General features: G+C 35.9%; 14 protein-coding genes. All 14 read right to left on the bottom strand.

Going from position 1 to position 25,891, the window contains the following annotated elements:
- Positions 1–7: 7 nt before the first annotated feature.
- The 14 genes from VB776_RS18145 to VB776_RS18080 all read right to left on the bottom strand — a co-directional run bounded on the left by VB776_RS18145 (position 8) and on the right by VB776_RS18080 (position 25,829).
- On the bottom strand, positions 8–2,524 hold the full coding sequence (locus VB776_RS18145) for an L-rhamnose mutarotase (RefSeq protein ID WP_323698295.1): 2,517 nt from the start codon (positions 2,522–2,524) through the stop codon (positions 8–10).
- A 3-nt stretch (positions 2,525–2,527) separates the two neighbouring features.
- Positions 2,528–3,406 carry a sugar phosphate isomerase/epimerase family protein gene (locus VB776_RS18140; RefSeq protein WP_323698294.1) on the bottom strand — a complete coding sequence of 293 codons (879 nt, stop codon included), beginning with the start codon at positions 3,404–3,406 and terminating at the stop codon, positions 2,528–2,530.
- A 5-nt stretch (positions 3,407–3,411) separates the two neighbouring features.
- A complete protein-coding gene (locus VB776_RS18135) occupies positions 3,412–4,800 on the bottom strand; it encodes an alpha/beta hydrolase family protein (RefSeq protein WP_323698293.1) in 1,389 nt (462 codons plus the stop codon).
- 4 nt (positions 4,801–4,804) lie between these two features.
- Positions 4,805–5,935, bottom strand: a complete 1,131-nt coding sequence (locus VB776_RS18130; RefSeq protein WP_323698292.1) for a sialidase family protein — start codon at positions 5,933–5,935, stop codon at positions 4,805–4,807.
- Positions 5,936–5,985: 50 nt separating this feature from the next.
- Complete coding sequence (locus tag VB776_RS18125) at positions 5,986–8,742, bottom strand: alpha-L-rhamnosidase (protein ID WP_323698291.1); 2,757 nt, start codon at positions 8,740–8,742, stop codon at positions 5,986–5,988.
- Positions 8,743–8,788: 46 nt separating this feature from the next.
- Complete coding sequence (locus VB776_RS18120; protein ID WP_323698290.1) at positions 8,789–9,970, bottom strand: ATP-binding protein; 1,182 nt, start codon at positions 9,968–9,970, stop codon at positions 8,789–8,791.
- A gap of 76 nt (positions 9,971–10,046) precedes the next feature.
- Positions 10,047–12,821: a glycoside hydrolase family 2 protein gene (locus tag VB776_RS18115; RefSeq protein ID WP_323698289.1), complete on the bottom strand. Its 2,775-nt coding sequence runs from the start codon at positions 12,819–12,821 to the stop codon at positions 10,047–10,049.
- The gene (locus VB776_RS18110) at positions 12,821–14,236 is read right to left on the bottom strand and encodes a sialate O-acetylesterase (RefSeq protein WP_323698288.1); all 1,416 of its coding nucleotides are present in this window, start codon (positions 14,234–14,236) and stop codon (positions 12,821–12,823) included. Before VB776_RS18110 ends, VB776_RS18115 begins: the two co-directional genes overlap by 1 nt.
- A 1-nt stretch (position 14,237) precedes the next feature.
- Positions 14,238–16,082 carry a six-hairpin glycosidase gene (locus VB776_RS18105; RefSeq protein WP_323698287.1) on the bottom strand — a complete coding sequence of 615 codons (1,845 nt, stop codon included), beginning with the start codon at positions 16,080–16,082 and terminating at the stop codon, positions 14,238–14,240.
- A 6-nt stretch (positions 16,083–16,088) separates the two neighbouring features.
- The gene (locus VB776_RS18100) at positions 16,089–17,009 is read right to left on the bottom strand and encodes a glycoside hydrolase family 43 protein (protein WP_323698286.1); all 921 of its coding nucleotides are present in this window, start codon (positions 17,007–17,009) and stop codon (positions 16,089–16,091) included.
- Positions 17,010–17,020: 11 nt separating this feature from the next.
- A complete protein-coding gene (locus VB776_RS18095) occupies positions 17,021–18,418 on the bottom strand; it encodes a glycoside hydrolase family 140 protein (RefSeq protein ID WP_323698285.1) in 1,398 nt (465 codons plus the stop codon).
- On the bottom strand, positions 18,415–21,594 hold the full coding sequence (locus VB776_RS18090) for a DUF6298 domain-containing protein (RefSeq protein WP_323698284.1): 3,180 nt from the start codon (positions 21,592–21,594) through the stop codon (positions 18,415–18,417). Before VB776_RS18090 ends, VB776_RS18095 begins: the two co-directional genes overlap by 4 nt.
- A 427-nt stretch (positions 21,595–22,021) precedes the next feature.
- Positions 22,022–23,662 carry a pectate lyase family protein gene (locus VB776_RS18085; RefSeq protein WP_323698283.1) on the bottom strand — a complete coding sequence of 547 codons (1,641 nt, stop codon included), beginning with the start codon at positions 23,660–23,662 and terminating at the stop codon, positions 22,022–22,024.
- Between the two features lie 319 nt (positions 23,663–23,981).
- Positions 23,982–25,829, bottom strand: a complete 1,848-nt coding sequence (locus VB776_RS18080; RefSeq protein ID WP_323698282.1) for a RagB/SusD family nutrient uptake outer membrane protein — start codon at positions 25,827–25,829, stop codon at positions 23,982–23,984.
- Positions 25,830–25,891 lie beyond the last annotated feature (62 nt).

The following is a 25,891-nucleotide window of genomic DNA, read 5'->3' as shown; positions in this document are numbered from 1 at the left end:
CTAATTTTTAATTACCCGCTGGTTTCAGAAAAACCCACGTTTCACCTTTTTTTGTACCTAAAATTCCTTCTTGATATTTAGTCATTAACTTATTCCATTCTACCATTTTAGGATTATTTTCTATCGTTTTAGGATTGAGTTTATCCAAATTTTCACCTTTAGGAATACTGATGACCAACATCAATTGTCTGCCATTTTTATAAATTAATAATTGTTGAAAATCGGCATTACAAAAACCTTGTGATACTTCTGGCCACTTTGTAAACTGGGTTTTATGATACGTCAGATACTCTTTTTGCAAAGTAGTATCAGCTACTAAATTGGCTGTGAGTATTGTGTGCGACCATTCTTTTGCCGACTTTCCATTTTTACATTTTTCTTGATTGAACTCATAAAACAAATCATCATAAGTTTTAATTTGTACTTTTGGAAAAGCATTTTTCAGTCTTTCTCGCAACAAATACACATCTTGTACTTTATCAAAAATCACTAAATGGTTTTCCCATTGAAATAATGCTTCTTGCGAAACCTTACTTTTCAAGAGTATTTCATCTAGTTTTTTTCGGTCTATCGTCTGCCCGTTTTGAGTGATTAATTCTACAATAACTGGTTTTTCAACATTGATTTCCCAGTACTTATCTGCTTGCTTTTTGTCTTTTAATAAATAGGAATATTCTTTCTGAATTCCCGCTTTTACTTTGATGCTGTCTGCTACTTGCGGCCCGTCATTTTGCCAAGTATTTCCCGGGCCGTTGGCATTTTGCAGAAATTTTGCTGAAGGACTCCAATTATCTTTTATCGTAAAATAAGAGGAGCCTTCGTCGGTATATAAATAAAACCAATGGTTAGGGATATGTGCATAAGGAGCTTTGTAAATGCTATCGACATAGTTTTCGGAAATGACAGAACCGGGCTGAGCAGACAAAGTATAAATTGCCGCAACATCGTACATGTGTTTGGCATAATGATGAATTTTGTTGGCTGAAATATAATTATTTTTCATGGCGTTGATGGTTTTTGTCCAGCCCCAGCCCATACTTATACCAGAATATGATACGTCTGAAATTTCATTGTGTTCGATATTGATGCCTCTTACAAAACCTGCTCCGATACCAACAGCACCCCAATCTTCGTTCGTAACATCAGAAATTAAATTATTGCTAATCAGCAAGTTTGTACAAATTTCTCTTTCATCAGAAGGATTATAAGGAATATGTATTTCGGTGGCTTCATCTGCAAAAACACCTGCTTGAATACCTGTTCCCCCAATATCTTTAAAGAGATTTCCTTTGATGGAATTATCATGAACGCCTTTATGGTAATCTAAACCAGTAGAAGCCAAATGTTCAAAACGACAAGCCTCAAAACCTGTGTGATTGGCATAAGAAACTTCCACCGCAGCTTTCGGGCGACCAACCCAAGCTTGATTTTCTAAGGTTTTTTTGTCTGGAGTTCCTGGCATTTTAAGTTTGTAAGCATCCAACATGTACAAACCCGCTTGATGCGGAACGTGACCTTGCTGAGAAGGACGCAACCATGAAGTATGACAAAAAGCAATATTTTTGAAGAAAAAATGAGATACTTGATGATCAATTGTACCTTCCATTTTCACCAAAGTTTCGAGTGAAGGAACAATTACTTCTGCTTTTTCCATTACTTCATTTGCTCGTGGAATGTAGTATAATTTCTCAGCTTTTTTATCCAAAAACCACTCGCCTGCTTCGTTCAAAAACTGAATAGCATTGGTTAAATAGAATGCTGAATTTCCTGTTTCTTTTGAAATCCAAGGTGCAGGCCATGGATGTTCCGATTGAATTTTACTTTCTGGTTGAAAAAAGGAAAGTTTTGTGCTATCGCCTTGTACTTCCATTTTTTTGATGCGCAAATTGGCAATTGCCCACCATTGATGAATAAACATTTCAACACCGTTGGCTTTTGCTATTTCGGCAAATTTTGGTGTGGGAATCCAGCAAGTTTCTTCTTTTTTATTCCAAGATAAAATACGATTCATTGTTGGATACGGAGTATCTTTTGCACGAATCGCTTTTTGGTTGTTCACCCATAATTGCCTAAAATCCAATACATTTCCTCCAACTTTTGGTGCATCTGTCACCCAAACTTTTCCAATGGATTCTTTTGGCAAACCGATTACGTTACCTTTTACTTTTGTCCAGCCTTTTACCTGAATGCCACCACTGATGATTGGTTTTTCATTTGGAGCTGCTTCTATTATTGTTGGACTCAATGAAGTTCCAGCATCTTCTGGACGAATCATAATGGGTTCGTACAATTGATAATTTCCTTCACGGATATAAATATGAATGGCTTTTGTGAAATTGTTTTCTGATAATCTACGCATTTCTCTGACTTTTCGAATCGCCATCGAAACCGTTTGAAGCGGGTTTTCTTTTGTCCCTAAATTAGTGTCAGCACCATTTGGAGCAACCCAAATATCAGTCTGTGCCTGAATTTCTACAGAAAAACAGCAGGTAAAAAACACAAGTATGTAGTAACAGTATTTCATCGTTTATTGCTGGAAAACACTTTTCAAAAAAGCAGTATTTGCTCCAAAATTCCCTTTTACGTCTCTTGGTTTATTCGCATCTCTTGAACGCTCTATCACCAACCAGCCAGTCCATTTCATTTTATCGAGCGTAGCTTTTACTTTTTTCATGTCAATTTCAGGGTCGTTTTGTAGCCAAACGCCATCTTTATTGGTGCAGTGAATCATGCAAATGTTTTTCTTGCCTAATATTTTCAACTCTTTGTATAAATCTCTTCCTTCTTTTAAAGGGCTGGAAAAATTGAAGTAAATTTTAATTCCATCTGAACCTATTTCCTTTAATAATTTTACTTCTTCGCTCGCACTCAATGCTGTTTCTATTCCGATTATAACTCCAGCTTTTTTTGCCATTTCTCCTGCAACTTTTAATCTAGCCACTACAGAATCTCTCACAGCCGGGTCTTTCTTCAAATCACATTGTACGCCTAAAGGCAAAAAGGCAATTTTGATATTCATCAATTGCATCGTTTTGATGCAATCTTCAATGGATTTTTTGTACCCTTCTCTTCCACAAAAAGACTGAGCATAATAGCCAGTCATCGCCAATGAAAACATTTCAATGTTTAATTCTTTAGCTTTGTTAAGAAAAACTGTTCTGATAGAATCATTCGCCAAGGCATTTTCAAATGTTGGGCGTTTGCCCAAACCACCCATGTCAATTTCTACTCCATCTGCACCGATTTCCTTCGTGAGCGTCAATGCTCCCAGTTTTTGCCTCTTCAAAAGCATTAAATCAATGACACCAATTTTATATTTTTGATTTATTTGGGCAATACTCTCCAATGGTAACGAACAGCAAAAAGTCATTGTCGTTACTAAAATCGCTATTGATAGCTTTTTCATTTTATCTAATTTTTTATTGCTTCGGCGAATATTTTCTCTAAGGTTTCAAAATCTTTTACCGCATTTTTGGGTAGATTTTCACCTTTTTCTCCGAAAACATACATGGCTGGAAATGGCTCAATCGTTACTTTTGTTTCATCCATTACTCCTGCTTTATCTTTCAATTTTTTCACATCCAACTGGAAGTTTTTTACTAGAAAATCATATAATGCCAAGCGTTTACTTTTTCCATAATCATGACCTTCTTCTGGAAAATGCACATTTTTTACTTCTTCTGTTTTTCCGTAAAAACCATAGATTTTTTGAAGAAAAGGAAATTCTGTTTCAGGAACATGTTGTGTCCAATCTTTTCCATCTGATAAAATCAATTGTGGTCTTGGTGCTGCCATTGAAGCTATTTCTACATTATTTGTGCCATTTCCACAAAGATGCACGCCCATTCCGCTTTCGCAAGGACAGCCACCAGAATGGTAAGAAGACAACATCACAACAGGTACGCTCAAAGTAATTCTATCATCCAAAGCAGTGATTAACATCGTCTGGCTTCCACCACCCGAACCACCAGTAATCCCCACACGACTAGCATCTGCATTGCTAAATGACAATAGCCAATCTAAAATTCGGATACTGTTCAGCGTTTGCATCGTTTGTGCTAAACTTTTTCTGTGATTTTCTGATTTGAATTGTAAAGTAGATTCTCCCCAAGCAAATAAATCATAACTAAAAGCGATAGCACCCATTCGGGCTTGCATTGCACAACGATACTGACAATCAGCACGATAACGCCCATCACCAAAGTGACCGTCAGGATTTAAAATCACAGGAATTTTCCCTTTACTTTCCAAAGGCATGTACAAAGAACCACAAACATAAACACCAGGAAGCGTTTCAATCGCTACATTTTCAATAGTATAGCCGTCCATTGTTCGTTTATTACTCGTAATTACTTTACTTGATGGCTTCGCTGGCAAGGGTGAAAGTTTCAGTGCTTTCCACATACAAGCTTGTAATTCGTCTTTACGTTTTTCCCAACTGGCTTCGTCGTTGTATAAAGTCGATAAATAAGCAAGCTGTTGTTCGCCTTCTTCGGGTGTTTTTAAATGATATTGATAAGGCTGAAGTTTGTACTTTTTCTCGCCTTCTTTGGCAAAAGTAATGTCTTGAGATGACAATACATTCGTCATTGTTTTCTCAAAATCTGGTCTGAAACGCCAATCTGCATACGTCACCCATTTATCTTTTACTAAATCTTCAGGATAACGGATTTTAACTTTGAAACGAATTTCAATCTGAGCAATCACTTCTTTCAAAGGTTTCTTGAAAGAATTATCAGCCGTTTGAGCTAAAGAAAAGTACGTCAAACATAGCAAGAAGCATATTTTTAGATATTTCATGAGATTAGTCTTTAGTAATTTCTCCGCCTGTTGGTACTTCGTAACCTTTAATTTTTGGCCATTCTCCATTGATAATTTTCTTCAATTTTAATTTTGAAGGGTCGATTACTGCATGTTTAATTTTCTTTCTTCGCCAAGTATAAATTACATGCACCAAACCATCAGAAGTTTGAATAATTGACGGATACGAATACTGACTAATTGGAGAATCTTCGATAATCAAAGCAGCATACCATTCTTTTCCGTCTTTCGTTAACGATAAATTCAACGGTGTTCTTGGTCCTTTTGCTAAATCGCCCGGCGGTAAAACATGGTTATAAACCAATAAATGTTTCCCATTTTTCAAAGTCACAGCGTCTGTTCCAGAATTATTATTGGGTAAATTAGCTTTTGCTAAAGGCGACCACGTTTCTCCATTATCGGTTGACCACGATTCAATAATTGCCCTGTCTCTACTTCTTGCTAGAATTTGTAATTTCCCTTTTCCATAGTCTAAAATACTTGGCTGAATGGCATTAAAAGTTTTTCCATCGTTGATTGGGCCAACGATTCTCCAAGTTTTTCCAAAATCTGGCGTTACTTCAAAGTGTAATTTCCAGCCAGAACCTTCTGTACTTGTCGGACAAAACAGGTTTCCGTTACTCAATAAGACTGGTTTATTTTTTACTGGTCCGATATATCCTTCAGGTAAAGCTTTCGCTTCCGACCAAGTAAGACCATTGTCTGAAGAAGTTTTTAACCAACCTTTCCATTTCGCAGGACTTGGACCAATTTTGTAAAAAAGCATTAAATCACCATTCGGAATTTGGAACAATACTGGATTCCAACAAGCATAACGTAAAGTATCGTTCACGATGCCATTCGCAACGTTTTGTGGCGCTTGCCATTTACCATTTTCATTTCTGCTTACCCAAATACAAACATCTGGATTTCTCTCTTTCGTACCACCGAACCAAGCAGAAACCAAACCTTTGGGTGTTTCGGCAATAGTGGCTGCGTGACTTTCAGGAAAAGGCGGATTTTCAACCACAAATTCATCCAATAATAATCCTGATTTCCATTTTTGAGCATTTAATTGATTTGTAAAAAGTACACAAACCAATGAAAATACGATGAATAAGCTTTTTTTGAACATGATATTCGTATTAAATTTTAATATTTTGAGAGTATTTTTTCGAAAAATCACTAATTGACGCTGAACGAATAATTGCCAGAATTTACTTCTAAAATCAATTGTTTGCCTTCTGTTTTTACAAATTTGATTCCTTCAATTCCTACTATTTTCTTGCCTCCTTCTGTTACTTTTTCTAAAGAATTGGCAGGCAAGTAAACTAAAGATTTAGTATTAGCAGGAATACTGATATTCCATTGGAATTTGTTTCCGTCTTTTTTCCAATCTGATTTTATCGTTCCGTACATGGAATGATAAGATGCTTTTCCAGCATTTAAACCATCAATCATTTCAGGTTTCATGATTATTTTCTTAAAAGCCACGTCATCTTTTGCAGATTTAATACCTGCGATATTTTCATAATACCAAATAATCAAATCACCCAAAAGCATAACATGATTTCCAGAATTCATTTCAGGATTGGCTTTATCGCCATTCCAAAGCTCCCAAATCGTTGTAGCACCATTTTCTGCCATATAACCCCAACTTGGATAATCACGATTGGAAGAAATTTTATAGGCAATATCTGCACGACCATTTTGGCTCAAACCACGCATCAACCATTGCGTACCAATTACGCCAGTACTGATGTGACCTTTATTATCGACCAAAATCTTATTGACAATATTATTCCAAACTTTAGTTTTTTCATTCGCAGGAATCATCTCATAGACCAAAGGCAAAAGATTGGCTGTAACCGTTCCGTTGCTGTATTGTCCTTTTTGAGGATTCAAGAATTTTTGATTGAAAGCTTTTTTAATTTCCTCAGCAACTCTTGAATATGCTTTTACATCTGCTGGTTTATTCAACAAACGAGCAAATTGTTGCATTACATCCAATAGTCTCACATAAGTAGCCGATGCTAACAAAATGCCATCTGTTTGTAAAGCTGGGTCTTTTGCATGAATCAATTCTAAAGATTCTGGCGGAACGCACCAATCGCCATACTTATCTTTGGTAATCAAACCATCGACCAAGTATTTTTCTTGCATATAATCTATCCATTTTTTCATGGAAGGATAATGCTTTTTAATGGTTTCTTTATCGCCAAATTGGTGATATAACATATCAGCAATCGTGATATAAGTACCAGGCCAAGTAACATTATCGCCATAATATCGCCAAAAAGCTGGCGCAACATCTGGAATGCTTCCATCTGGTTTTTGGGCTTGTTCAATATCATTCAACCATTTTGAGTAGAGACGAACATTGTCGAAAATAAAACTTTCGCCATAAGCTCCTGTAGTTCTATCTCCCAACCACGGCTGACGTTCATTGCGTTGCGGGCAATCAACAGGCATTCCTTTATAATTACTCCTGATTCCCCAATACGCATTTTGATAGATTTGGTTGATGGTTTTATCAGACGTTTCAAATTCACCAATCGTAGCCATGTCGTCATAAACTACTCTTCCATCAAAATCATCAATCGTTGGAACAATCGGAAAACCCGTAATTTCAACATATCTAAAACCATGATATACAAATGATGGCTCCCAAATTTCTTGCCCTTCGCCTTTCAAAGTATAAACATCTGTTACTTTAGCATCTCGTAAATTTCTGACGAATAATTCTCCGTTACTTTGTAAAGTTTCGGAAAAACGTAAAGTAATCTTATCTCCTTTTTTTCCTTTTACTTTCAATCTTAACCAGCCAGCCATATTTTGTCCCATGTCCAAAATATAAGTATTCGCTTTCAGATTTTTAATTGACACAGGTTTGATGTTTTCCATTACTTTCATGTTCTCCGTCATCTGTGCTTCAAACATTCCTCCCGCTTCTTGCACCAATTGAGCTTTTAGCCAATTGCTATCAGAAAAACCAACTTTGTTCCAGTTGGGCATTTCTTTGGTTGCATCATACTCTTCACCATCATATTCATTATTGGTTCTGATTGGACCATCGGCTGTTACTTTCCAACTTTCATCAGTAGAAATCGTTTCTTTTGTCCCATCTGTATATTCTACATCCAAATTCAACAACATTTTCGGATAACCAAAAGTCTTGATTTTATATGGTTTATAATCTTGACGCATCGTATAAAAACGTCCATTTCCCAACACTGTTCCGATGGCATTATTGCCTGTTTGCAACAATTTTGTCACATCGAAAGTATTGTATTTTACTCCTTTTGTATAGTCTGTTGGCACAGGTGCTAATACTTGGTCGCCTACTTTTTGTCCGTTTAAATACAATTCGTACATGCCCAAGCCTACGATATAAACTGTTGCTTGTTTGATGGTCTTTTTCGCCTGAAATTCTTTTCTAAAATACCTTGCTGAAAGTCTTGAAAATTGTGTTTCATTATCCCATTCAAAAGAGCGGTCGAGCCCAATCCATCTGCCTTTCCAATCTACATAATTCAATAAACCGATACTCCAAAAAGCATTTTCCGACCAAGTAGATTCACCTTTGTTTGTCCAGATTTTTACTTTCCAAAATACTCTTTTTTTACTTTTCAAAGTCGTTCCAGCGTATTTTACATGAATTGATTCATCAGAATTTACTTTTCCAGAATTCCATAAATCAGCTTCGTTATTGGCTAATTTTTCTGGACTAGAAGCTACTAATATTTGATAAGCAATTTGCTGAACATTTCTTTGTGGACTAATAATTTCCCAGCTTAAACGTGGTTTTACAACATCAATTCCTTCTGGATTCACGAGCATTTCGCAACGCAAATTTTGTAATTGAATACCTTCCTCTTGCTTTTTAAATGAAGCAAAAAGTAAGATGGCGACCAAAAGGAAGATGTGTTTTGTAATTTTCATTCTTTTAAAATCAATTGATAAAAATCTTGTGGTTTTTATTTACAGATTAAACTAAACTACCTCCCCAAACAAAATCTCTGAAATCGTTAGGAGATTGATGTCTTCCAACTAAATAATACTCGTCTAATCCTAAACTTTTGGCTCTATTTTTCAATATTTGTTCATCGTGTGGTGTAGGTGTTTCTTTTACTTCTATTGCTTTTTTCCCTTCTAAAATAAAATCTATCTCTAACCCTGTTTTCTTCTGATAATACTGAATCAAGCCTAGATGACTTAATTGTAAAGCAATCGCATTTTCAAAAACTTGTCCGCTACTTACTTGTGCCAATGCTTGTAACAAACCTGTATCTGCTAAGTATATTTTCTCTTGTTTAGAAAATTCCTTATCTAAACTTTGAGTAAATGCTCCTACTGATTTTATAAAATATGTATGTTCTAATAAACTTATATACTCTTTTACTTTCGCACGGTTGATACCAAGTACAGCACCTAATTTGCTAAAATCTAACCTGCTCCCTGTTCTTACAGCCAACAACCTTACTAACCTATAAAGGTCATCTGATGCCGAAAAATCCGACAATAACCTTATGTCTAACTCAATGTAGGCATTAATTACATCTCTTAAATATGCCTTTTTATCCTCTTCTGTTTCTGCTAAAACAACTTCTGGAAATCCTCCAAAACTCAGAAAATTTTCATATAACGCCTTCCATTTAAGGTAAATACTAAGATGAAATGGTGCTTGAGCAAACTGCTTTAAAAGTGCTGGACTTTCTCCTTGAAAAGCAATAAATTCCGCAAAATCTAAAGGATACATCTCAAAAATTCGTTTTCTACCAGCCAAACTTTCTGAAAAATGATTCTTCAAATAAAATGAACTAGATCCTGTAACAATAAACTTTATGCCATAAGTATCATATAGAAACTTTATCACACTTGTACTTTGGTTTACCAATTGAATTTCATCTAGTGCAATCACTGCAGGTTTTGAAAGGTCAATACCTTCTATTGCCAAACCGATTTCAATATCTTTTGTATTTGTTTGATTGAGCAAATAACGGTTTTCTACCCTTTCCAAATCCAAATAAACCTTGTTGTTGTGTGGTACTTGTGTCAATAGATATTTCAAAGCTGTTGACTTTCCAACTCTTCTCATTCCTGTTATCACTGTGGCTTGAGGCTTTGATAAATGCTCTAATAATGCTGGGAATATATTTCTCTGTATCATAAATATGTCTTTTTGCTTCAAAACTTTACAAAAAACCATACTTTTTGTCGCATTTCCAATCAGATTTTCACATTTTCTACTTATTCCCAACAAAATCAAAGTACAAAATCAACTCTTTGGCTCTGGTTGGTTCTTTTTCGTAATCGTAATAAATATTTTTCATGCCCATTGGTCCAGAATTTTCGGTTTTATTGGTTTTCGAACCAATTCCTGCAATACCTTGTAGAAATGAAATATCTCCATTCGGGAAATTAATTTGATAGTTTTTATAAGGGTCTTGTTTAAACGCTGGCGTAAACAGGCGGAAGAAAATATCTTCATTTTCGGTAACCACTGTAAAAGCTTGCTCTTTCCCAATAAATTTACACCAGTACATATTTGAATGATAACCCTTAAATTCTGGATAAAGAAAAGGTATTTCCCCCGTTTCTGTAGTATTATATTCTTTTTGCCAAACCCCAAATTGATTTCCCTTCATTCTATTTTTCCAAACTCTGAAAGGGCCATTTCCCATATATTCCACACCTTTCATTTGGTTTTCAGGAAACGAAAAATTTACTCCAAAAAAAGTGGTGAAGTAATCTCCCGGAAAATAATTTACTTTCATTTTTACCCAACCTGATGGATAAATTGTCCATTCCAACGTATTATAGCTATTTTTTCTATCGAAAGTAGAAGTAATAATTACATTGCCGTTCTCAACACGTTGCGAGAAGTTTTTGAAATTGGTCGCTCCCTCTTGTACAATTGGCCCATTATTAAATGGAATTACTCCTTTTTCGTTCTGTACTTTCTGTAAAAGTCCAGTAAATTTGTTAATTGAAATCTGTAAACTTTTTACCGAAATAGTATAAAGTGAATCTACCATTGTAATTTTCACTTCATCGCTTCCGCTTTTCTTGACAATACTTTCAGCAATTTTATTGGGTAGAGAAATTTTAAAACTCCATGTAAAAATTTCTTGTTTGTTCGCATCTTTTGCAGTTACGTACAACACATCATAAGCTTGCCAGTCAGTTGGAAGTGATAATTTAATGCTTCCTTTTTCATTCGGCTTAATATTAGGAGAAACAACAGAGCCCGATTTTTCTAAAAGGTCTTTATTGCCAAATCTTTTCAATTTCCACGAAAAAGTACATTCATTAATGTTGGTAAACGAATAGCGATTTTCAATATTCAAGACTCCATCAAAATCTGGAGTAATTTCTTTGGCTTCAAATTTTATCGGACTCCAAACTTCCTTAATCGTAAAATAACTTCCCTCCTTTTCACGATATGGCCCAACGATTCCATCTGCCGCATGATTTCCGTCTGTATCTAATACTCCGTTTTTATCAGTTCTTACGATTCCTTGATCAACAAAATCCCAGAGAAAACCTCCAGCCGATAAAGGACTCACCCACATTTTTTCCCAATAATCTTCTAAACCCGCTCCGTGACCGCCATCGTACATTCCATGTAAAAATTCAGTTGGCATTACGATATTATGACCGTTGTCGTAATTCCCAATTCCATAATTATATTCACGATAATGTTGAGTATCAAAACCCGCAAAAGCTTCCCAAGCGTGAATTACATGGCGTTTTTGAATATCTTCTTGCGGAAAAATTGGGTCTAATTCATAATTATGACCGCCTTCATTGCCATTAATCCAGAAAATTACCGAAGGATGATTTTCATCATGCACCATCAATTCTTTCAATAATTTTGTACCTGTTGGCGTATCATAATTGCCATGCCAGCCTGCCAATTCATCCATCACATACAAACCCAAAGAATCACATACCTCCAAAAAGTGGTCATCTGGCGGATAATGTGACATTCTCACGGCATTCATGTTCATGTCTTTCATCAATTTTACATCCAAAAGACTGATTTCTTTACTGGTTGTTCTGCCAGAAGTTGGCCAAAAAGAATGACGATTTACGCCTTTGAATTTTATCTTTTTACCATTTACATAAACGCCATCTCTTTGTTTGACAAGTACAGAACGGAAACCAAATTTCTTTTCAATCGAATGAATTACTTTATTATTTTCCGACAAAGTAACGATTACTTTATAACGATTTGGTTTTTCAGACGACCATAATAATGGCGAATTCACTTGTGTTTTTAATCCTAAAACTTCATCTGTTTTACTTACTTTTTGTTGGATTGGCAAACCAATTTTCTTTCCATCAAGCGTATAAATTTGGGCTGAAATGAATTGCGAAACTTTAGCATTTTTTAAGTAAATATTTGCTTTGAAAACTCCTTTGGCATCAGCATCCAAAGCTACTCTTTCAATGTGTTGTGTTGGTAAAGCTTCTAAGTAAACAGGGCGAAAAATGCCTCCAAATATCCAAAAATCGCCTTTTCGCTCTGCTTCATTCACAGAAGCATTGGCTGAATGTTTAGCAACAGTTACTTCCAACAAATTATTTTCACCAACATTTACCAATGAAGTAATGTCATAACGAAAAGCGTAATAAGCACCTTCATGCGTAGTTCCAGCCGATTTTCCATTGATTTTCACGTCGGTATCAGTCATTACGCCTTCAAAAACAATGTTAATCGTTTTGCCTTTCCAAGTATTCGGTACTTTGAAAGTATGTTTGTACAAACCTTTTTCTTTTCCTCTCGAACTATCTTTCGAAAAACCATAATTGTACTTTCCAAAACCTTGTAATTCCCAGTTTGATGGTACAGGAATACTTGTCCATTTTCCTGAATTATTGCCCGCAGTACAGAAAAAATCCCAGTTAACGGTTTTGTCATTTCCAGTTCCTGACAAATACAGTTTCTGAGTTTCTTGAGCTTTCACAAACCAAGAAATCAGGCAAAAAAATATGATTAAAAAATTACGCTTCATTATAAATTTGTTCTAAAAGGTCGGGCTGGTAAGCCTTCTTGATTAAATAAGTTGGGTTGAGCGGCTTCGTCCCAAGCAAAGCGAAGTTTGACTGGTTTGGTAATTTGTGGTGACGACAATATTACTTTGTTATCTTTTAAAATCGCTTCGGCATTTACAAAATTTCCATCCTCGCCAGCAATCTGAAAATCACTTAATTTTTTTCCGTCTTTGCTGATTAAACCTGTTCCGATTTCATTAAAAGTTAAGAGGATTTCATTGCCTTTTACTTTTGCTTTTTTAAAAATAGGACCAGAAGCAACAATATTTTTCATGCCGTAATCCTGATTCAAAGCGACAAGTGCCAAGCGTCTTCCAATTTCCCATTTATAAGCAGGATGAATATCTCTAATACTATCGACCAAATCCGTCGTAATTATCATTCCAGTATTTGGAAGTTTCAACACATTGGTTTGTGCCTCTCTGAATTCTGGCAAAGTTTCTTTCGTCAATACCAATTTTCCTTTTGCATCCGAATAGTTATGGGGAGCAATTTGCACAAAATTGAAAGCCAATTTTTTATCGCCCCAAGCTTTTCTCCAACTGTTAATTAAGGTTGTTAATTTTTGTGTATATTCTGTGGTTTCTTTCAAAAAGCAATTAGTTTCGCCCTGATACCATAAAAATCCTTTCAAAGAAAATGGAACAAGTGGTTTAATCATTGGTGTATAAAATTTGGCAGGTTCGCCTTCTACTTTTTGCCCTTTGAAGTAAGGAGATTCGGCAAAAGCTTCTTCCGAAATCCACGGCTCAATTCTACTTCCTGGAATGGCAGAAGAAATCATTCCGATAGGAACATTCAAATTTTTGTGTAATTCTTTCGCAAAAAAATATGCTGCCGCAGAAAACGAACGCAAAGCTGAATCTTTAGCGATACTCCAACCACGATGCAGAGAATCTGGCTTGATTAATTCTTTACGATTCACTAAAAAAATACGAATTTTTGGGTTTTTAGCAAATTCCAATTCATCAACAGGATTTTCATTGGCTATATTTGGTCTTTTTACTTTACTATTTTTACGCATGGTATATTCCATGTTCGATTGTCCCGAACAAAGCCATACTTCTCCCACTAAAATATGCTCCAGTTTGATAACATTTTTTCCTGAAATAGTCATTTCCGCTTCTTTTGCAGAAGCTTTCAATGGTTTTAAGACAATCGCCCATTTCCCATTTTCATCAGCAAAAGTTGTTTTTTCTTGTCCTGCAAATTGTACATTTACTCTTTCGCCCACAGACGCTTTTCCCCAAATGGTAATTGGTTTATTTTGTTGCAAAACCATGTTATGTCCCAAAATTCTAGGCAACACAATTTGTGCTTGAACATTCAGCGAAAGCAACCCAAAAAGGAAAAATATGATACTTTTTTTGAACATCTTAATAAGGACTCGTTTTAAATGATTTGATGATATAAATCGCTTCTTTGTCTAATTCTCCAGCATTTTTCAAATCAAAATTTTGGTCGGTCGGTGTATCAGCATCAGGGAAACGGCGAATTTCTCCCGTTCTGAAAGTTACTCTTTTGAAAGAAGTAACGGGTGCAAAAAAGAGTTTTGTACCTTTACTTTGTCCGTTGACAAAAATGTTGAACATGCGTTTATGGCGGTCTAATTCAATACGAACATTATACTCTTTTCCAGCTTCATATTTCATAATACCAGAATTTCTGTAGCCTACTTTTGCTTTAAAAGAGGAGTCAGCATCAAAAATTAATCTGACAGCCGTTGTTCCTTTTCCATCCTGAAAATCAATGTATAGCAAACCTTTGTCCGCTTGTTGCGGGATAATGGTAAATTCTACTGCTACTTTTTTTGATTCAGGAATTACTCTTTCTGCTTTGGCAAAATCAAATTTATCTTTATCTCTCAAAACCAAAGCTTTCGTTCCATCAGCGATTTTCTCAATTGCCACAGGAGCATATATTGGACTAAAAATATTCCAATACTTTAGTTCTTCGCCATTTTTCATTTGTGCAAAAACTTCATTCGGATGACTTTTCACTTCATCACTTACTGGCACAGGCACTTTACTTACCCAAAGGTCTTCTTTGTTCATGCTGTAAGTAAGCCACATATTCCCATCAGGCACTACGCCATTTCCTTCAATAATTCCACGCACATATTGCGGGCCGTAAGATTTAAAATTTCCGCCATAACGCATGGTAGAAATTTCGCCATTTACCAATAGTAAGTTGGTGTAATTCAAGCCATCTTTACTGGTAGAAATAGCCAATGGCCAACGAAATTCTGAAGGATTATAAACAGTAGCATAATGTCCATCTGAAGTTTTTTGTCCCCAAATTTTAGCATTGCTATTCACAAAACCGGGTGCTCTCAAAGGATTATATTCCCAAGTTTTTCCTTCGTCATTACTGATAGAAGTCAGAGCATGTTTCCATAAACCAACCACTCTATTGTCTGGCAAATGATAATAACTAAAAGCTTTTGCTTCTCTTTTTAGAGGAATCAAAGGGTCGTTTCTATCGGCTTCTTCTACCCATTGTTGCATCATCAAAGGCGTTGCCAACAATTCTTCGCAAGCTTCGATAAAGCCTTTGTCTTTACTTGTGTTGTAAAAAGGATAAGCAGATTTGCTTTTATCCCAAGAGGTATTATTTCTGATAAAATAAATTTCTCCATATTTTCCATCAGCATAAACTTCTCTCACTACTCTTCCTATTCCCTTTCCATCATTTGGATCGTCTTTGGCATCCATCGCAATGCCATAATATGCTAAAGTCAACAATCGTTTTTTCTTCGATACAAAAAAGCCCATTCGTTGGTGCATTACGGCATATAAATCTTTGGCAATGCCTTGATAACCTTCTTTTTTCCAGCCGTCAGGAATTTTGTAGGGAGGAAAAATTACCGTTGGATTCGACCAATGATAACCATCTTTTGAGGTCAACAAAAGTGTTTGTCCAGGAGGAATATGCTCGCCAACGGGGTCGCTGAGGTATTGTAAGTAAAAAGTATTATTCCAGTAAGCCAACATTGGCGCATGATTGTAAGTCCAATTACTCCCGCCCGCCAATGAAGGGTTTTCTCTATTTGCGTGAAAAACCTGAATATTATGTACTCCAACCGCAGGACTTAATTGCCCATGATGATAATCAACATTTGAAAGGGTTTCTCCAGTATAACGCACCGTATCTTGAGCATTTGCAGTGACAAAACTCAAGATAAACGACAAAGAAGAAAGTATATATTTTAAATGGTTCATGTGTGTTTATTTCTTTGATTGAATCTCTTGCTGAATAGCCTTCAAGATTCGTTTTTTTACTTTGAAAATTGTTCCGTGCTTATGTCCTTCTGGAACTGATGTTTGGGCTGACACTTCTGTAAAAGTCTTAAAATCAGCCGTTTTCATGGCACCGTAAGTTTTATCTTGATAAGAATCATAATAAATCAGCCAATCTTTTCCTACCTTTTCAACACTGGGTCCTTCTGTAAAATTTTTAGTAAATGGTGCTGAAACATTTGTAAAAGGTCCAATTGCACTTTCGCCAAATGCTACTTTAATATTTCTATTTGGGCGAGTATTATCTTTTAAAACCAAGACATAATCTTTTGCTTTTCGCTTCACAATTACGGCATCAATTACACTGAAATTGGGGTCGATTAACAATTTTGTCGGCGAAAAATTATTAAAATCGGTGGTCGTTGTGTAATACATTCGATGATTATTGTCTTCGGCTTCCAAAGCTTTTGGAAAACGAAAAGGAATGCAGGAGGCCCAAATAATGACAAATTGTTTTGTTTCATCATCGTAAAATAATTCTGGCGCCCAAACATTTACCGTATTAGGTTCATGTTCCATGACGGGAATCATTTTTTGTGCCGACCAATGAATCAAATCTTTCGAACTCGCATAACCAAAACCTTTATCGCCTTTCCAGCTACTTGTCCAAACTAAGTGAAAAGTGCCATCAGGTCCTTGTACAATCGAAGGGTCACGCATTACTTTTTGATTACCGACATTGGGTTTCAAAAAAACATGATTTAGGTCTTTCCATTGATAGCCATTTTCGCTGTATAAAAATCTTAGTCCGTCAGTTGCTGGTTCGTGAAATGAACTAAACATATATACTTCTTTCGAACAAGCACTCAATAAAAGCGTAATTAATACTATTCCGAATAAACGTTTCATTTGATTTTAGGCTATTTTGAATCCAAGATTAATACCCAATCATTGCCATTTTTAGGTTCAGCTGGCGGATTAAATGCCTGTTCTCCTTTGTTATCGAATACTCCAATTTCAAGCGTTTTCCCATCTCTTGGACTATACCAAGAAGCTTTTACTTGCTCTCCAGCTATTTTTCCCATATTTACTTTAAAGTTTCTACCTGTATAAGTATAAATCAAAGCGGTGTTTTTCGCCTTTGTTACTATTAAATAATCATATCTTGAACCTTGGTCAAGTACTAAACTTTGGTCTGGTACAAAATCAAAAAATGGTTTTGAAAGCATCAGATTTTTTAAGTGAATCATTTGGCTTGAACCTAAAGCTTTTATTCCAACCGACCATTTTTCTATTGGGCCAAAAGAAGTAGAACTAGAGTAACCTTTGTGCATTTGCATTACTTCGTTTTGTCCGTAAGTATAACCAAATGCTCCTGCAAAAACAGACCAATATCCATATCGACGAACATCATCAGCTGTCCATCTTGTTGCTAAAGAATCATGCAAACCGTGTGGAATTCCTTCGTAAGAAGGTTCGCCATCAATGGTTGGTTTGATAGGATTCATGCGATAATCATCGTTGATAAACGTCCAATTGTCTTCTCCAAAATGACGAGTCTCATTGGCAGAAGTATCTTGTTCGTAGGATTTATGTCCTGATTGAACCATGTTGAAATCCAACCAATTTTCGTTGTGAAACCAATCAGATGAAGACGTTCTTCCTCTTGGATGAAAAGTAATTAAATGCTTTGTATCAATATCATTGATGGTTTTTCCAATCTTTTTCCAAACAGCCAATGAGTCACTTCCTTTAATATCTCCGCCATTTAGCCAAATAATATTTGATTGATTTTTGTAACGATTTGCTAAAAAAGACGCATATATTTCAGCCTGTTTTTGTGAAACATGACCAGCTTTTACATTGCCTCCCCAAACAGGAACTAATGCCATATAAATACCTTTTTCTTCTGCTTTTTTGATTACAAAATCTACATGATCCCAAAAATCATACTCCTCTTCATTGGTAAAAGTATTTCCTTCCGTAAGTTTTGGATTCGCCACATCATGTTTCACCAAAGCCGAATCTCCATAGGCATTTACGGCTTCAGTGGTATGCAAAACCATTACTTGAATGACGTTAAAACCTTTTTGTTTTCTGTCTTCAAGATATGTTTCGGTTTCTTCACGAGTCAATTTATTGAATAAAAGCCAACCTGTATCACCCAGCCAAAAGAATGGTTTTCCGTCTTTTGTCGCAATAAATCTTCCGTTTTCTGATACTTTTAAATCAGCTAATTTGGAAGAATTACAAGCCGAAAGCAGTATCAAACAGCTTAAAAGAATACTTATTTTTTTATGCAGAGAATTATTTATCATGATATTTTTCTAAGCCAAATGACTGTTGTTTCAGAGGATTTATTGTTTAGTTGAATCGTTTTACCGCCTTTTACTTTGTCTTCCTGTTTGCTAATTTCACCCGTTTTAGGATTGATATAACTTACTTTGAAAGTTGCTTTTTGTTGGGTTAAATCAAGTTTAACGGCATTTTGTCCTTCATTATAAATTAAAAAGCCTTTTTCAGGATTAGTCATTGCCCATTGATTGGCAGTTTTTTCAGTCAATTCAATAGGTTTCATTGTCGCTACATCTTGTAAAAATTGTGGATTTTGAACAACAGGAATATTTGGTAGAGAACCACCTGCCATTAAAACTGCCCAACCCATTGCATCAAAACTATCGGCAGAATACATCACTGCTTTCTCTGGAAATTTTTGTTTGTATTCATTTACGGCACGATATACTTGTTCGAACGAGCTTTTTTTAGGATTCAACAATCTTGCATGTTGGCGTGGGGCTAAATTTTGCCCTCCCAGCGGTTCATAAGTCTTTCCATTTGCTTGAAAATGCCAATAACGAATATCGATTACATCAATTACAGCTGCTCTTTCTTTATCGGCTAAAATGGAATCTTGTACATCTTTAGTAGTACTTAAACCAACAATTACTCTTTTGCCTGTTTCTTTTTCCCATTCTTTAATCACATCTATCCAAAACTGAACAAAGTGTAATGGCCCAGTGTATTCAGCGCCAATAAGCTGAATCACGCCAGAGTTTTCTTTAAAATTTTCAAGACATTTACGGATATAAGCTCTATGAATTTCTCGACGAACAGGATTCGAAACATCATAAAACTGTTCAGCCATAAAAATCCGCTTATCGCCCGCATAAGGTACTGGTTCTGGGAAACCAGTATTGTTAATATTATTGGCTGGTCGCCACGGGAAATCGGCATAATGTGCGCCAGCTTCAATAATATTGTGTTGAAAGTAATTTTGGTGTATTAGTAATAATCCTTTTTGGTCAGCTAAATCAGCAAATTGTTTCAGCCTATTCCAATACCATTTATTGTATTTTGTTAAATCGTATTTACTTAAGCCATCGTAAGCTGTTTCTTTCCCACTTCTAGCAAAAGGTAATTCATAAAATGGCGGCCAAACATCGCCATCAATTCTGCGGATTCGTTCATGGTCATCACGGCGGCGTTCATACCAAAGTCCATAATTATGGTCGATGGCACTTACGTTATTTTCCTTCATCCAATCCGTCAACGTTTCTAAATTATCCGTCAAACCTTTGCCCGTTTGTCCCGGAACGAAACGAGTAATATGTACTTTGACATTTTCTAAAGCATAAGGTCTGGCACTTCCAGACCACCAAGGTACTTCTTGCTTTCTACCTGAAACAAGAATATTACCACGAATTAGTTTGCCATTTTTAATTTGTAAAACGTCAGATTTTTTGATTGGATTTACTTTTTTGATGCCGATTTGGTCAATGGTTGATACATTGGCTTGCGTAGGAATGTTTTCTCTAGTCGCTGCTTGAGCGATGAATTCTTGAAGTGTTTGGGCTGGATTTTCTGCTTGTTTCGTCAAAGCCATTGCTACTTCTACTTTTGGACTACTTGAAGCTTCTGAAAGTACAGGTAATAAAATGGCTCTGTTGACTAATTTCGAACCAATTCTATCTTTCAACTGAGCATAATACAAACTTCTTGGATTGATATGTTCGTTAGACATATCCCAATAACCATTTCCAGTAAATTGCGACCAAGTACCAAATGCCCAATTTTGTGCGGTTGGTGCTTGAAAACAATCCACCCTTGAAGCTGAACATTGCCAAAAAACAGAGTTGGCGGCTGTCCAACCTGCACCTTGTCCGTCTTGTCCACGATTGGCGTAACTCAAAGCTTGTCCGTCGATATTGACAATATCAAACAGAACTCCTGAAGCCCAACTATCTATTGTTCCACTAAAGCTAAAAGGTAAATGTGCTTCGCATTGAACAAAAGCGTTTGGTCCAGCAGCACAAAAACCAACCGAAAAATCATGATACCCAAATTCGGAGTATAGTCTTTGGAAAAGCGTTTGCTGACCAGTAGTAAAGAAAGTAAAACGACGCTGACCGCCGATTTCAGAAATTGGAGCTAAAGATTGACAATCTTCAACGGTAATTCTTTTTGCCGTTTCCAACACATTTACGGCAGAACCTGCAAAATGTTTGAAAGTAACTTGTCGAACCCAAGCGTCAGTAATATTTTCAAAGGCAATCGCCACCCAACGATGGTCTTCATCTTTGGGATTTGTAGCATCAAAAGTTGATTCCAGACTAAGATTCTCTACACCAGACTGAGCTATTCTTCCATTCCATGTATATTTTGAAATAAATCCCCCACCATAATTTTCATCTAAAGCTGTGGTAAGAGGAACGTCTAAAGTAATTTCATTGCCGTCGATGGCGATAATGGTTCTATCCCAAAAAATATCTCGCTGACCAGCTTTCCAACCTAAAGCTGTTACGCCACCGCCAAAATGGTCAGCTCCTAATTTCTCAATCCATTCTTTTGTTGAAGGACGATGAATTATTACTTTATCTCCAATTTTATAATTGCTGGCAAGCTCAACCTTTACTTTAGCTGAATTAACAGGCACATAATTATTGATTATTTTCTCTTCGGCTTCTTTTACTTTATCATTTTTTCCTGCAATCGTAATCAAATTTTCACGACTTTCACCAGCACCAATAATAGTAGTTTCAGAGATTCCACTTCCACGTAAAACAATTCCTGAAGTATTTATTTTTAAACTGCCTGATACTTCAAATACTCCCTTTTCCAATAAAACTACTCCACGAAATCCATCTTTATCGGGAGTTAAAGTAGCTACATAATCTATTGCAGATTGAATTCGAAGTGTTGCATCACCCGCTTTGGCTGGAACAATTACTTTTATGTCAACTGTAGGAATGACTTGTTCGCCTGCCATATAACCACAATATGAAAAATCTGGGATTCGATTACCTTGGGCATCAGGAGTATAAGCCATTGTTGAATTAGCCCCAAGATAAACTGGCGGAAGAGGCTTTTCAACTTTTGGCTTTTGTGCAAAAAGTTGAAAGCTGCTCAATAAAATAGCAGTAAGGATAAATGATATTTTATATTTTAAACACGCCATATTGCTTGGGTAATTTCTACCAATCAATCTTTTTAACATTCGCTTACAATTAAGCAATAATTTAAGAATAGCCATAAGTTCGTCAAAGAATATAATTTATTTGATTTATTATTTTGCTATTTCTATACTTCAATACAAAATTAGAAAGAATCAATCTCATGTATTTATATCATTTTCTCAAGCTATTATACAATATTATCAAATCTTTTCTTATAAAATCACCCTACAAATCAGGTCAAAGGAAGTAAAAGAAACCTGCTTTTTCTAAATTTTTTACCTATAATTTCTCAAAATACTACCATATCACCTGAAAACCAGTAATCTATTATCATTTTTAACTGTAGAATGTCTAGGGTTATCATCAAAAAATAGTATTCATATTTTAGCTAATTTCTTACAGAATATTCAAAAAAATAAAAGGGAGACTGATTTAACAATCTCCCTCCTACTCTTTCAGGACACGCTATTATGGTTTTACTGATTTTAAGCTCACAACACTGTTTAAATATTCTTCGATATTGGTATAACCATCTTTGTTTCTGTCTTTTGCAGCATCAGAAGCATCTTTCGGGTTCAATCCATTTTTCAATTCCCAAGCATCTGGCATTCCATCGCTGTCTGAATCTTTATAAGGCGTTCCTTTATAAACTGGGTATCCTCCTACTTGGTTAATATCAGTAATGATACCATTTTTGTAAGAATCAATTGGTAAACGACGATGCTTAAATTGTGTTTCTGGCAATTTAACATCTTCTTTATAAGTGATTTTACCTGTACGAACTTGTTCGATAACACGAGTATCAACAGCATCTCTGATAGGTAAAGTTGCTCCAGCATTTGCCAATACATAATCACGAGCTTGAGTAGCGGGAAGAATCGTTAATTTAGGCATTGGTAATGGTTCATTCCATTTCATATCTACCGTATATTTATCTGCGTTCGGGAAATTTTCTACTTGTACTCCACCATCCCAGTTATCTTTCGTAACTCGTTCGTTGCCTTCCATGATATTTCCATTCACATAAGCACGACCAAATGTTAAATAACCTAATTTACTTCTTCCAGCTTCTGGTTTCAGAATACGATAACCAATTGGAGAATCCTTCGGAGTAAGCGGCCCTGGTTTGTAATAGTTATTGATAATATTGTACATTGCTCGGTAATCTCCGCCATCTGTTGAACGATGTACCCAGTTAAACATCACGTTGTTTACAAAGTTGAAAATACCAAACCAACCAATTGATGGATTACGTCCTGCATTATCTGCCCAAAGGTTTCTCATGAATGTACAGTTTTCACCACCCAAAGTACTTCCAAAAGCGTGATTCCAAGTATCTAAAGCTTCGGAGAAAATTGAGTTTTGGATGGTAATATTTACGGTTGGCAATTTATCTTCAATTTTTCCTGTGCTATCATTATACATGTGGCGATACATCGACATATTTTCATCTAAACCCCAACTTGCTGAAACGTGGTCAATCATGATATTTCCGATTGGGTTTCCGCCGATTGAATCATCACGACGACCAACAGCTGTTTCGCCTCTTCTGAAACGCATAAAACGAATTATAACATCGTGCGTATTAATCCAAACTGATTCCCCAGCTACACAAATTCCATCACCTGGCGCTGTTTGACCAGCAATCGTAATATAAGGAGCACGAATAATTAGGGGTGTTTTTAATCGGATAATACCTGAAACGTTGAATACAATTGTTCTTGCACCACCTTTTTCACAAGCTTCACGCAATGAACCTGGACCATTATCTTCAAGACTTGTTACCACATATACTTTACCACCACGACCGCCAAAAGAGTAAGCACCACCGCCTTCAGCACCTGGGAAAGCAGGAATGTTAGCCTGTGGTAAATCTATAGGACGAGCCGCCCAAGGAATATACGGTTTACCTTCACGAGATTCTTTTTGAATAATTGGCAAAGCCTGTTGCCAAGCAATATCAGATTGTTTTCTAGCTGCATTGAGCAACGAGTCACTTTGTTTTTGGACATCGGCAGGAATCTGTGGATACTGTGCCACAACCGATTGCTGTACTGTTAACAAAACCAATACTACTCGGAGTATCGTTGAGAAAGACATTTTTTTCATGAATGATTATTAATAAATTTAGTCTTGATTATCAGCCAAAAAACTACTTTTTAGACCATCAAAACTAAGCATGTTACGTTTATGAAAACTTTTGCTAGACCAATAACGACAATTAGCTAAAAAAGTATATTATTTCCAAAATTAGTACTAATTATTGAGATTAATATATAAAAAATTTTCAATTTTATGTAGGATATTATCTCAAATAAATGTTCTTTTTTTATGATAAAAGCAAGATAGAACAGGACAAGTAAAACAAAAAATGAAGGCTTCAAATGAAGCCTTCATTAAAATATAATATCAAAAGATTTAATCAAATTTATTGTAAAGGGTCAAACGAACCACCCCAAGTATTATTTTGTATAATCAATGGATTATTATTCAATGCTCCTGTTGGAATTGGGAAAAAATAATACTCTGGTTTCCAAGCAATTGCTGGTCTTGACATTAATCCGTTTGGCGTTAATGTTACTGTAAAGTAGTTTGTATAGACATCGTCCAACTTCATTCCATCACGAGTAGCTGTGAAATCAGAAGGGACTCCTGTCGTTTTAAGTTTGATTTCAACCTTAGTCCCTTTAGTTCCGTTGAATGTTTTTTCAAGCAATTTCCAACGTCTTAAATCCCAGAAACGTTTTCCTTCAAAAGCAAATTCTACTTGTCTTTCATCTAAAATGGCAGAAAACATTTCGGCACGAGTCATATTTGCTTTTAAACCATACAATCCATCTGTTCCTGCTTCAATTCCTGCTCTAGCACGAACTGCTTTTAATTGCGTATAAGCTTCGTCTAATCTTCCCACTCCAGTCGCTGCTTCAGCTAAGTTTAATAATACTTCTGCAAAACGAATTTCCATCCAGTCTGTTCCAGAATAAATAGTATTTGAAGCATCAATAGGTGAAGTTGCAACATCAGAAGTTTGTAAAGCTTTACGACAATAAAAACCTGTATTACTTACATTGATTGAACCATTTTCTACTGAAAAGTATTTATTTGTTTGTGTATTTAATTGAATGTAAGTCCATAATCTATTGTTTGTAACATTAGTCATAGGCCAAGTACAGCCATTGTAAGCAATTGTTTTTTCAAATCTTGGATCACGATCTTTATAGAATAATTGGTCTGAATAAGTATATTTTGTAGAAGCTCCAGGTTTTTTACCATCTTTCATCGGATATGCTTTCACTAAATCCCATGAAGGGATGTTAGAACCACCGCCAGAACCTGTTGAGTATTTTGGGCGAGTACTTGCTTCCCAACCATTGTTTCTTCTTTGCTGATCACCTTGCGAATTATTAAAACCTGTAATAAAAACAGCCTCAGTGTTTCCTACTTCTGTGAACCACATTTTTCCATAGTCAGCAAAAAGCTTTGAACCACTGGCAGTAAGAATATCAAAAGCTTGCTTGTTTGCATCATAAGCTGTTTGCCATTTTGCAGCAACATCATTAGGATTAAATTGTGGACTTGCAGCATACAATAATACTCTTCCTTTCAAAGCAGCAGCTGCACCTTTTGTAATTCTACCCCAGTTTGCCGATGGCGTTTGCCAAACAGATGGCAGATATTTAATGGCAGTATCTAAATCTGCTGCCATTTGTGTGTAACACTGAGTTGTTGAATTTCTTGGGATAAAAGTTGCATCACGAGCTTCGTCACCAACTGCATCTTGTGGTGTTAATACTAAAGGAACACCGCCATACAGTTTCACTAATTCAAAATATCGCCAAGCTCTAAAAAAGTATGCTTGAGCCAATAATCTATTTTTAGCACCATTATCCATTAATTTATCAGACCCTAAATCATAAATAAAAGAATTGATGGTTCTTATTTTTCCATAATTATTGGTTGCATTCAAAGAAGTTCCAAAATCAGTAACGTCTGTTGCAGTAATTGTTCCTTCTAAGTATTTATTCGCTGAACTTCCCTGATTAAATGATTCTTCAGAATAGACACTACCACCTAAACCAGTTACATCTGTTACACCACCCCAGTTAGGTAAATTTTGGTTGTACACATAATTTAGTGCAATATTGGCTAATACAGAATCCCCTGAGATTAAATCAGGCGAGGCGCCCCCTAAGTCTGTTTTATCTAACACACTTTCGCAACTTGCCAAAGCAAGCATAGAACAAAGTGCCGACCATAAAATATATTTCTTTTTCATTTTTCTGTAATAATTAAGTTTTCAGTATCATTGATAGTGCTAGACCATCTTTTGAATTAGAA

This window comes from Arcicella gelida (assembly GCF_034931025.1).
In the GTDB taxonomy this organism is placed as follows: domain Bacteria; phylum Bacteroidota; class Bacteroidia; order Cytophagales; family Spirosomataceae; genus Arcicella; species Arcicella gelida.
The sequence above is the reverse complement of the archived record's forward strand: the minus strand, read 5'-3'. Positions and strand labels throughout refer to the sequence as shown.

Excerpts from the sequence above, each read along its gene's own strand:
- VB776_RS18145 (WP_323698295.1), bottom strand. The coding sequence starts at position 2,524 with ATGAAATACTGTTACTACATACTTGTGTTTTTTACCTGCTGTTTTTCT.
- VB776_RS18140 (WP_323698294.1), bottom strand. The coding sequence starts at position 3,406 with ATGAAAAAGCTATCAATAGCGATTTTAGTAACGACAATGACTTTTTGC.
- VB776_RS18135 (WP_323698293.1), bottom strand. The coding sequence starts at position 4,800 with ATGAAATATCTAAAAATATGCTTCTTGCTATGTTTGACGTACTTTTCT.
- VB776_RS18130 (WP_323698292.1), bottom strand. The coding sequence starts at position 5,935 with ATGTTCAAAAAAAGCTTATTCATCGTATTTTCATTGGTTTGTGTACTT.
- VB776_RS18125 (WP_323698291.1), bottom strand. The coding sequence starts at position 8,742 with ATGAAAATTACAAAACACATCTTCCTTTTGGTCGCCATCTTACTTTTT.
- VB776_RS18120 (WP_323698290.1), bottom strand. The coding sequence starts at position 9,970 with ATGATACAGAGAAATATATTCCCAGCATTATTAGAGCATTTATCAAAG.
- VB776_RS18115 (WP_323698289.1), bottom strand. The coding sequence starts at position 12,821 with ATGAAGCGTAATTTTTTAATCATATTTTTTTGCCTGATTTCTTGGTTT.
- VB776_RS18110 (WP_323698288.1), bottom strand. The coding sequence starts at position 14,236 with ATGTTCAAAAAAAGTATCATATTTTTCCTTTTTGGGTTGCTTTCGCTG.
- VB776_RS18105 (WP_323698287.1), bottom strand. The coding sequence starts at position 16,082 with ATGAACCATTTAAAATATATACTTTCTTCTTTGTCGTTTATCTTGAGT.
- VB776_RS18100 (WP_323698286.1), bottom strand. The coding sequence starts at position 17,009 with ATGAAACGTTTATTCGGAATAGTATTAATTACGCTTTTATTGAGTGCT.
- VB776_RS18095 (WP_323698285.1), bottom strand. The coding sequence starts at position 18,418 with ATGATAAATAATTCTCTGCATAAAAAAATAAGTATTCTTTTAAGCTGT.
- VB776_RS18090 (WP_323698284.1), bottom strand. The coding sequence starts at position 21,594 with ATGTTAAAAAGATTGATTGGTAGAAATTACCCAAGCAATATGGCGTGT.
- VB776_RS18085 (WP_323698283.1), bottom strand. The coding sequence starts at position 23,662 with ATGAAAAAAATGTCTTTCTCAACGATACTCCGAGTAGTATTGGTTTTG.
- VB776_RS18080 (WP_323698282.1), bottom strand. The coding sequence starts at position 25,829 with ATGAAAAAGAAATATATTTTATGGTCGGCACTTTGTTCTATGCTTGCT.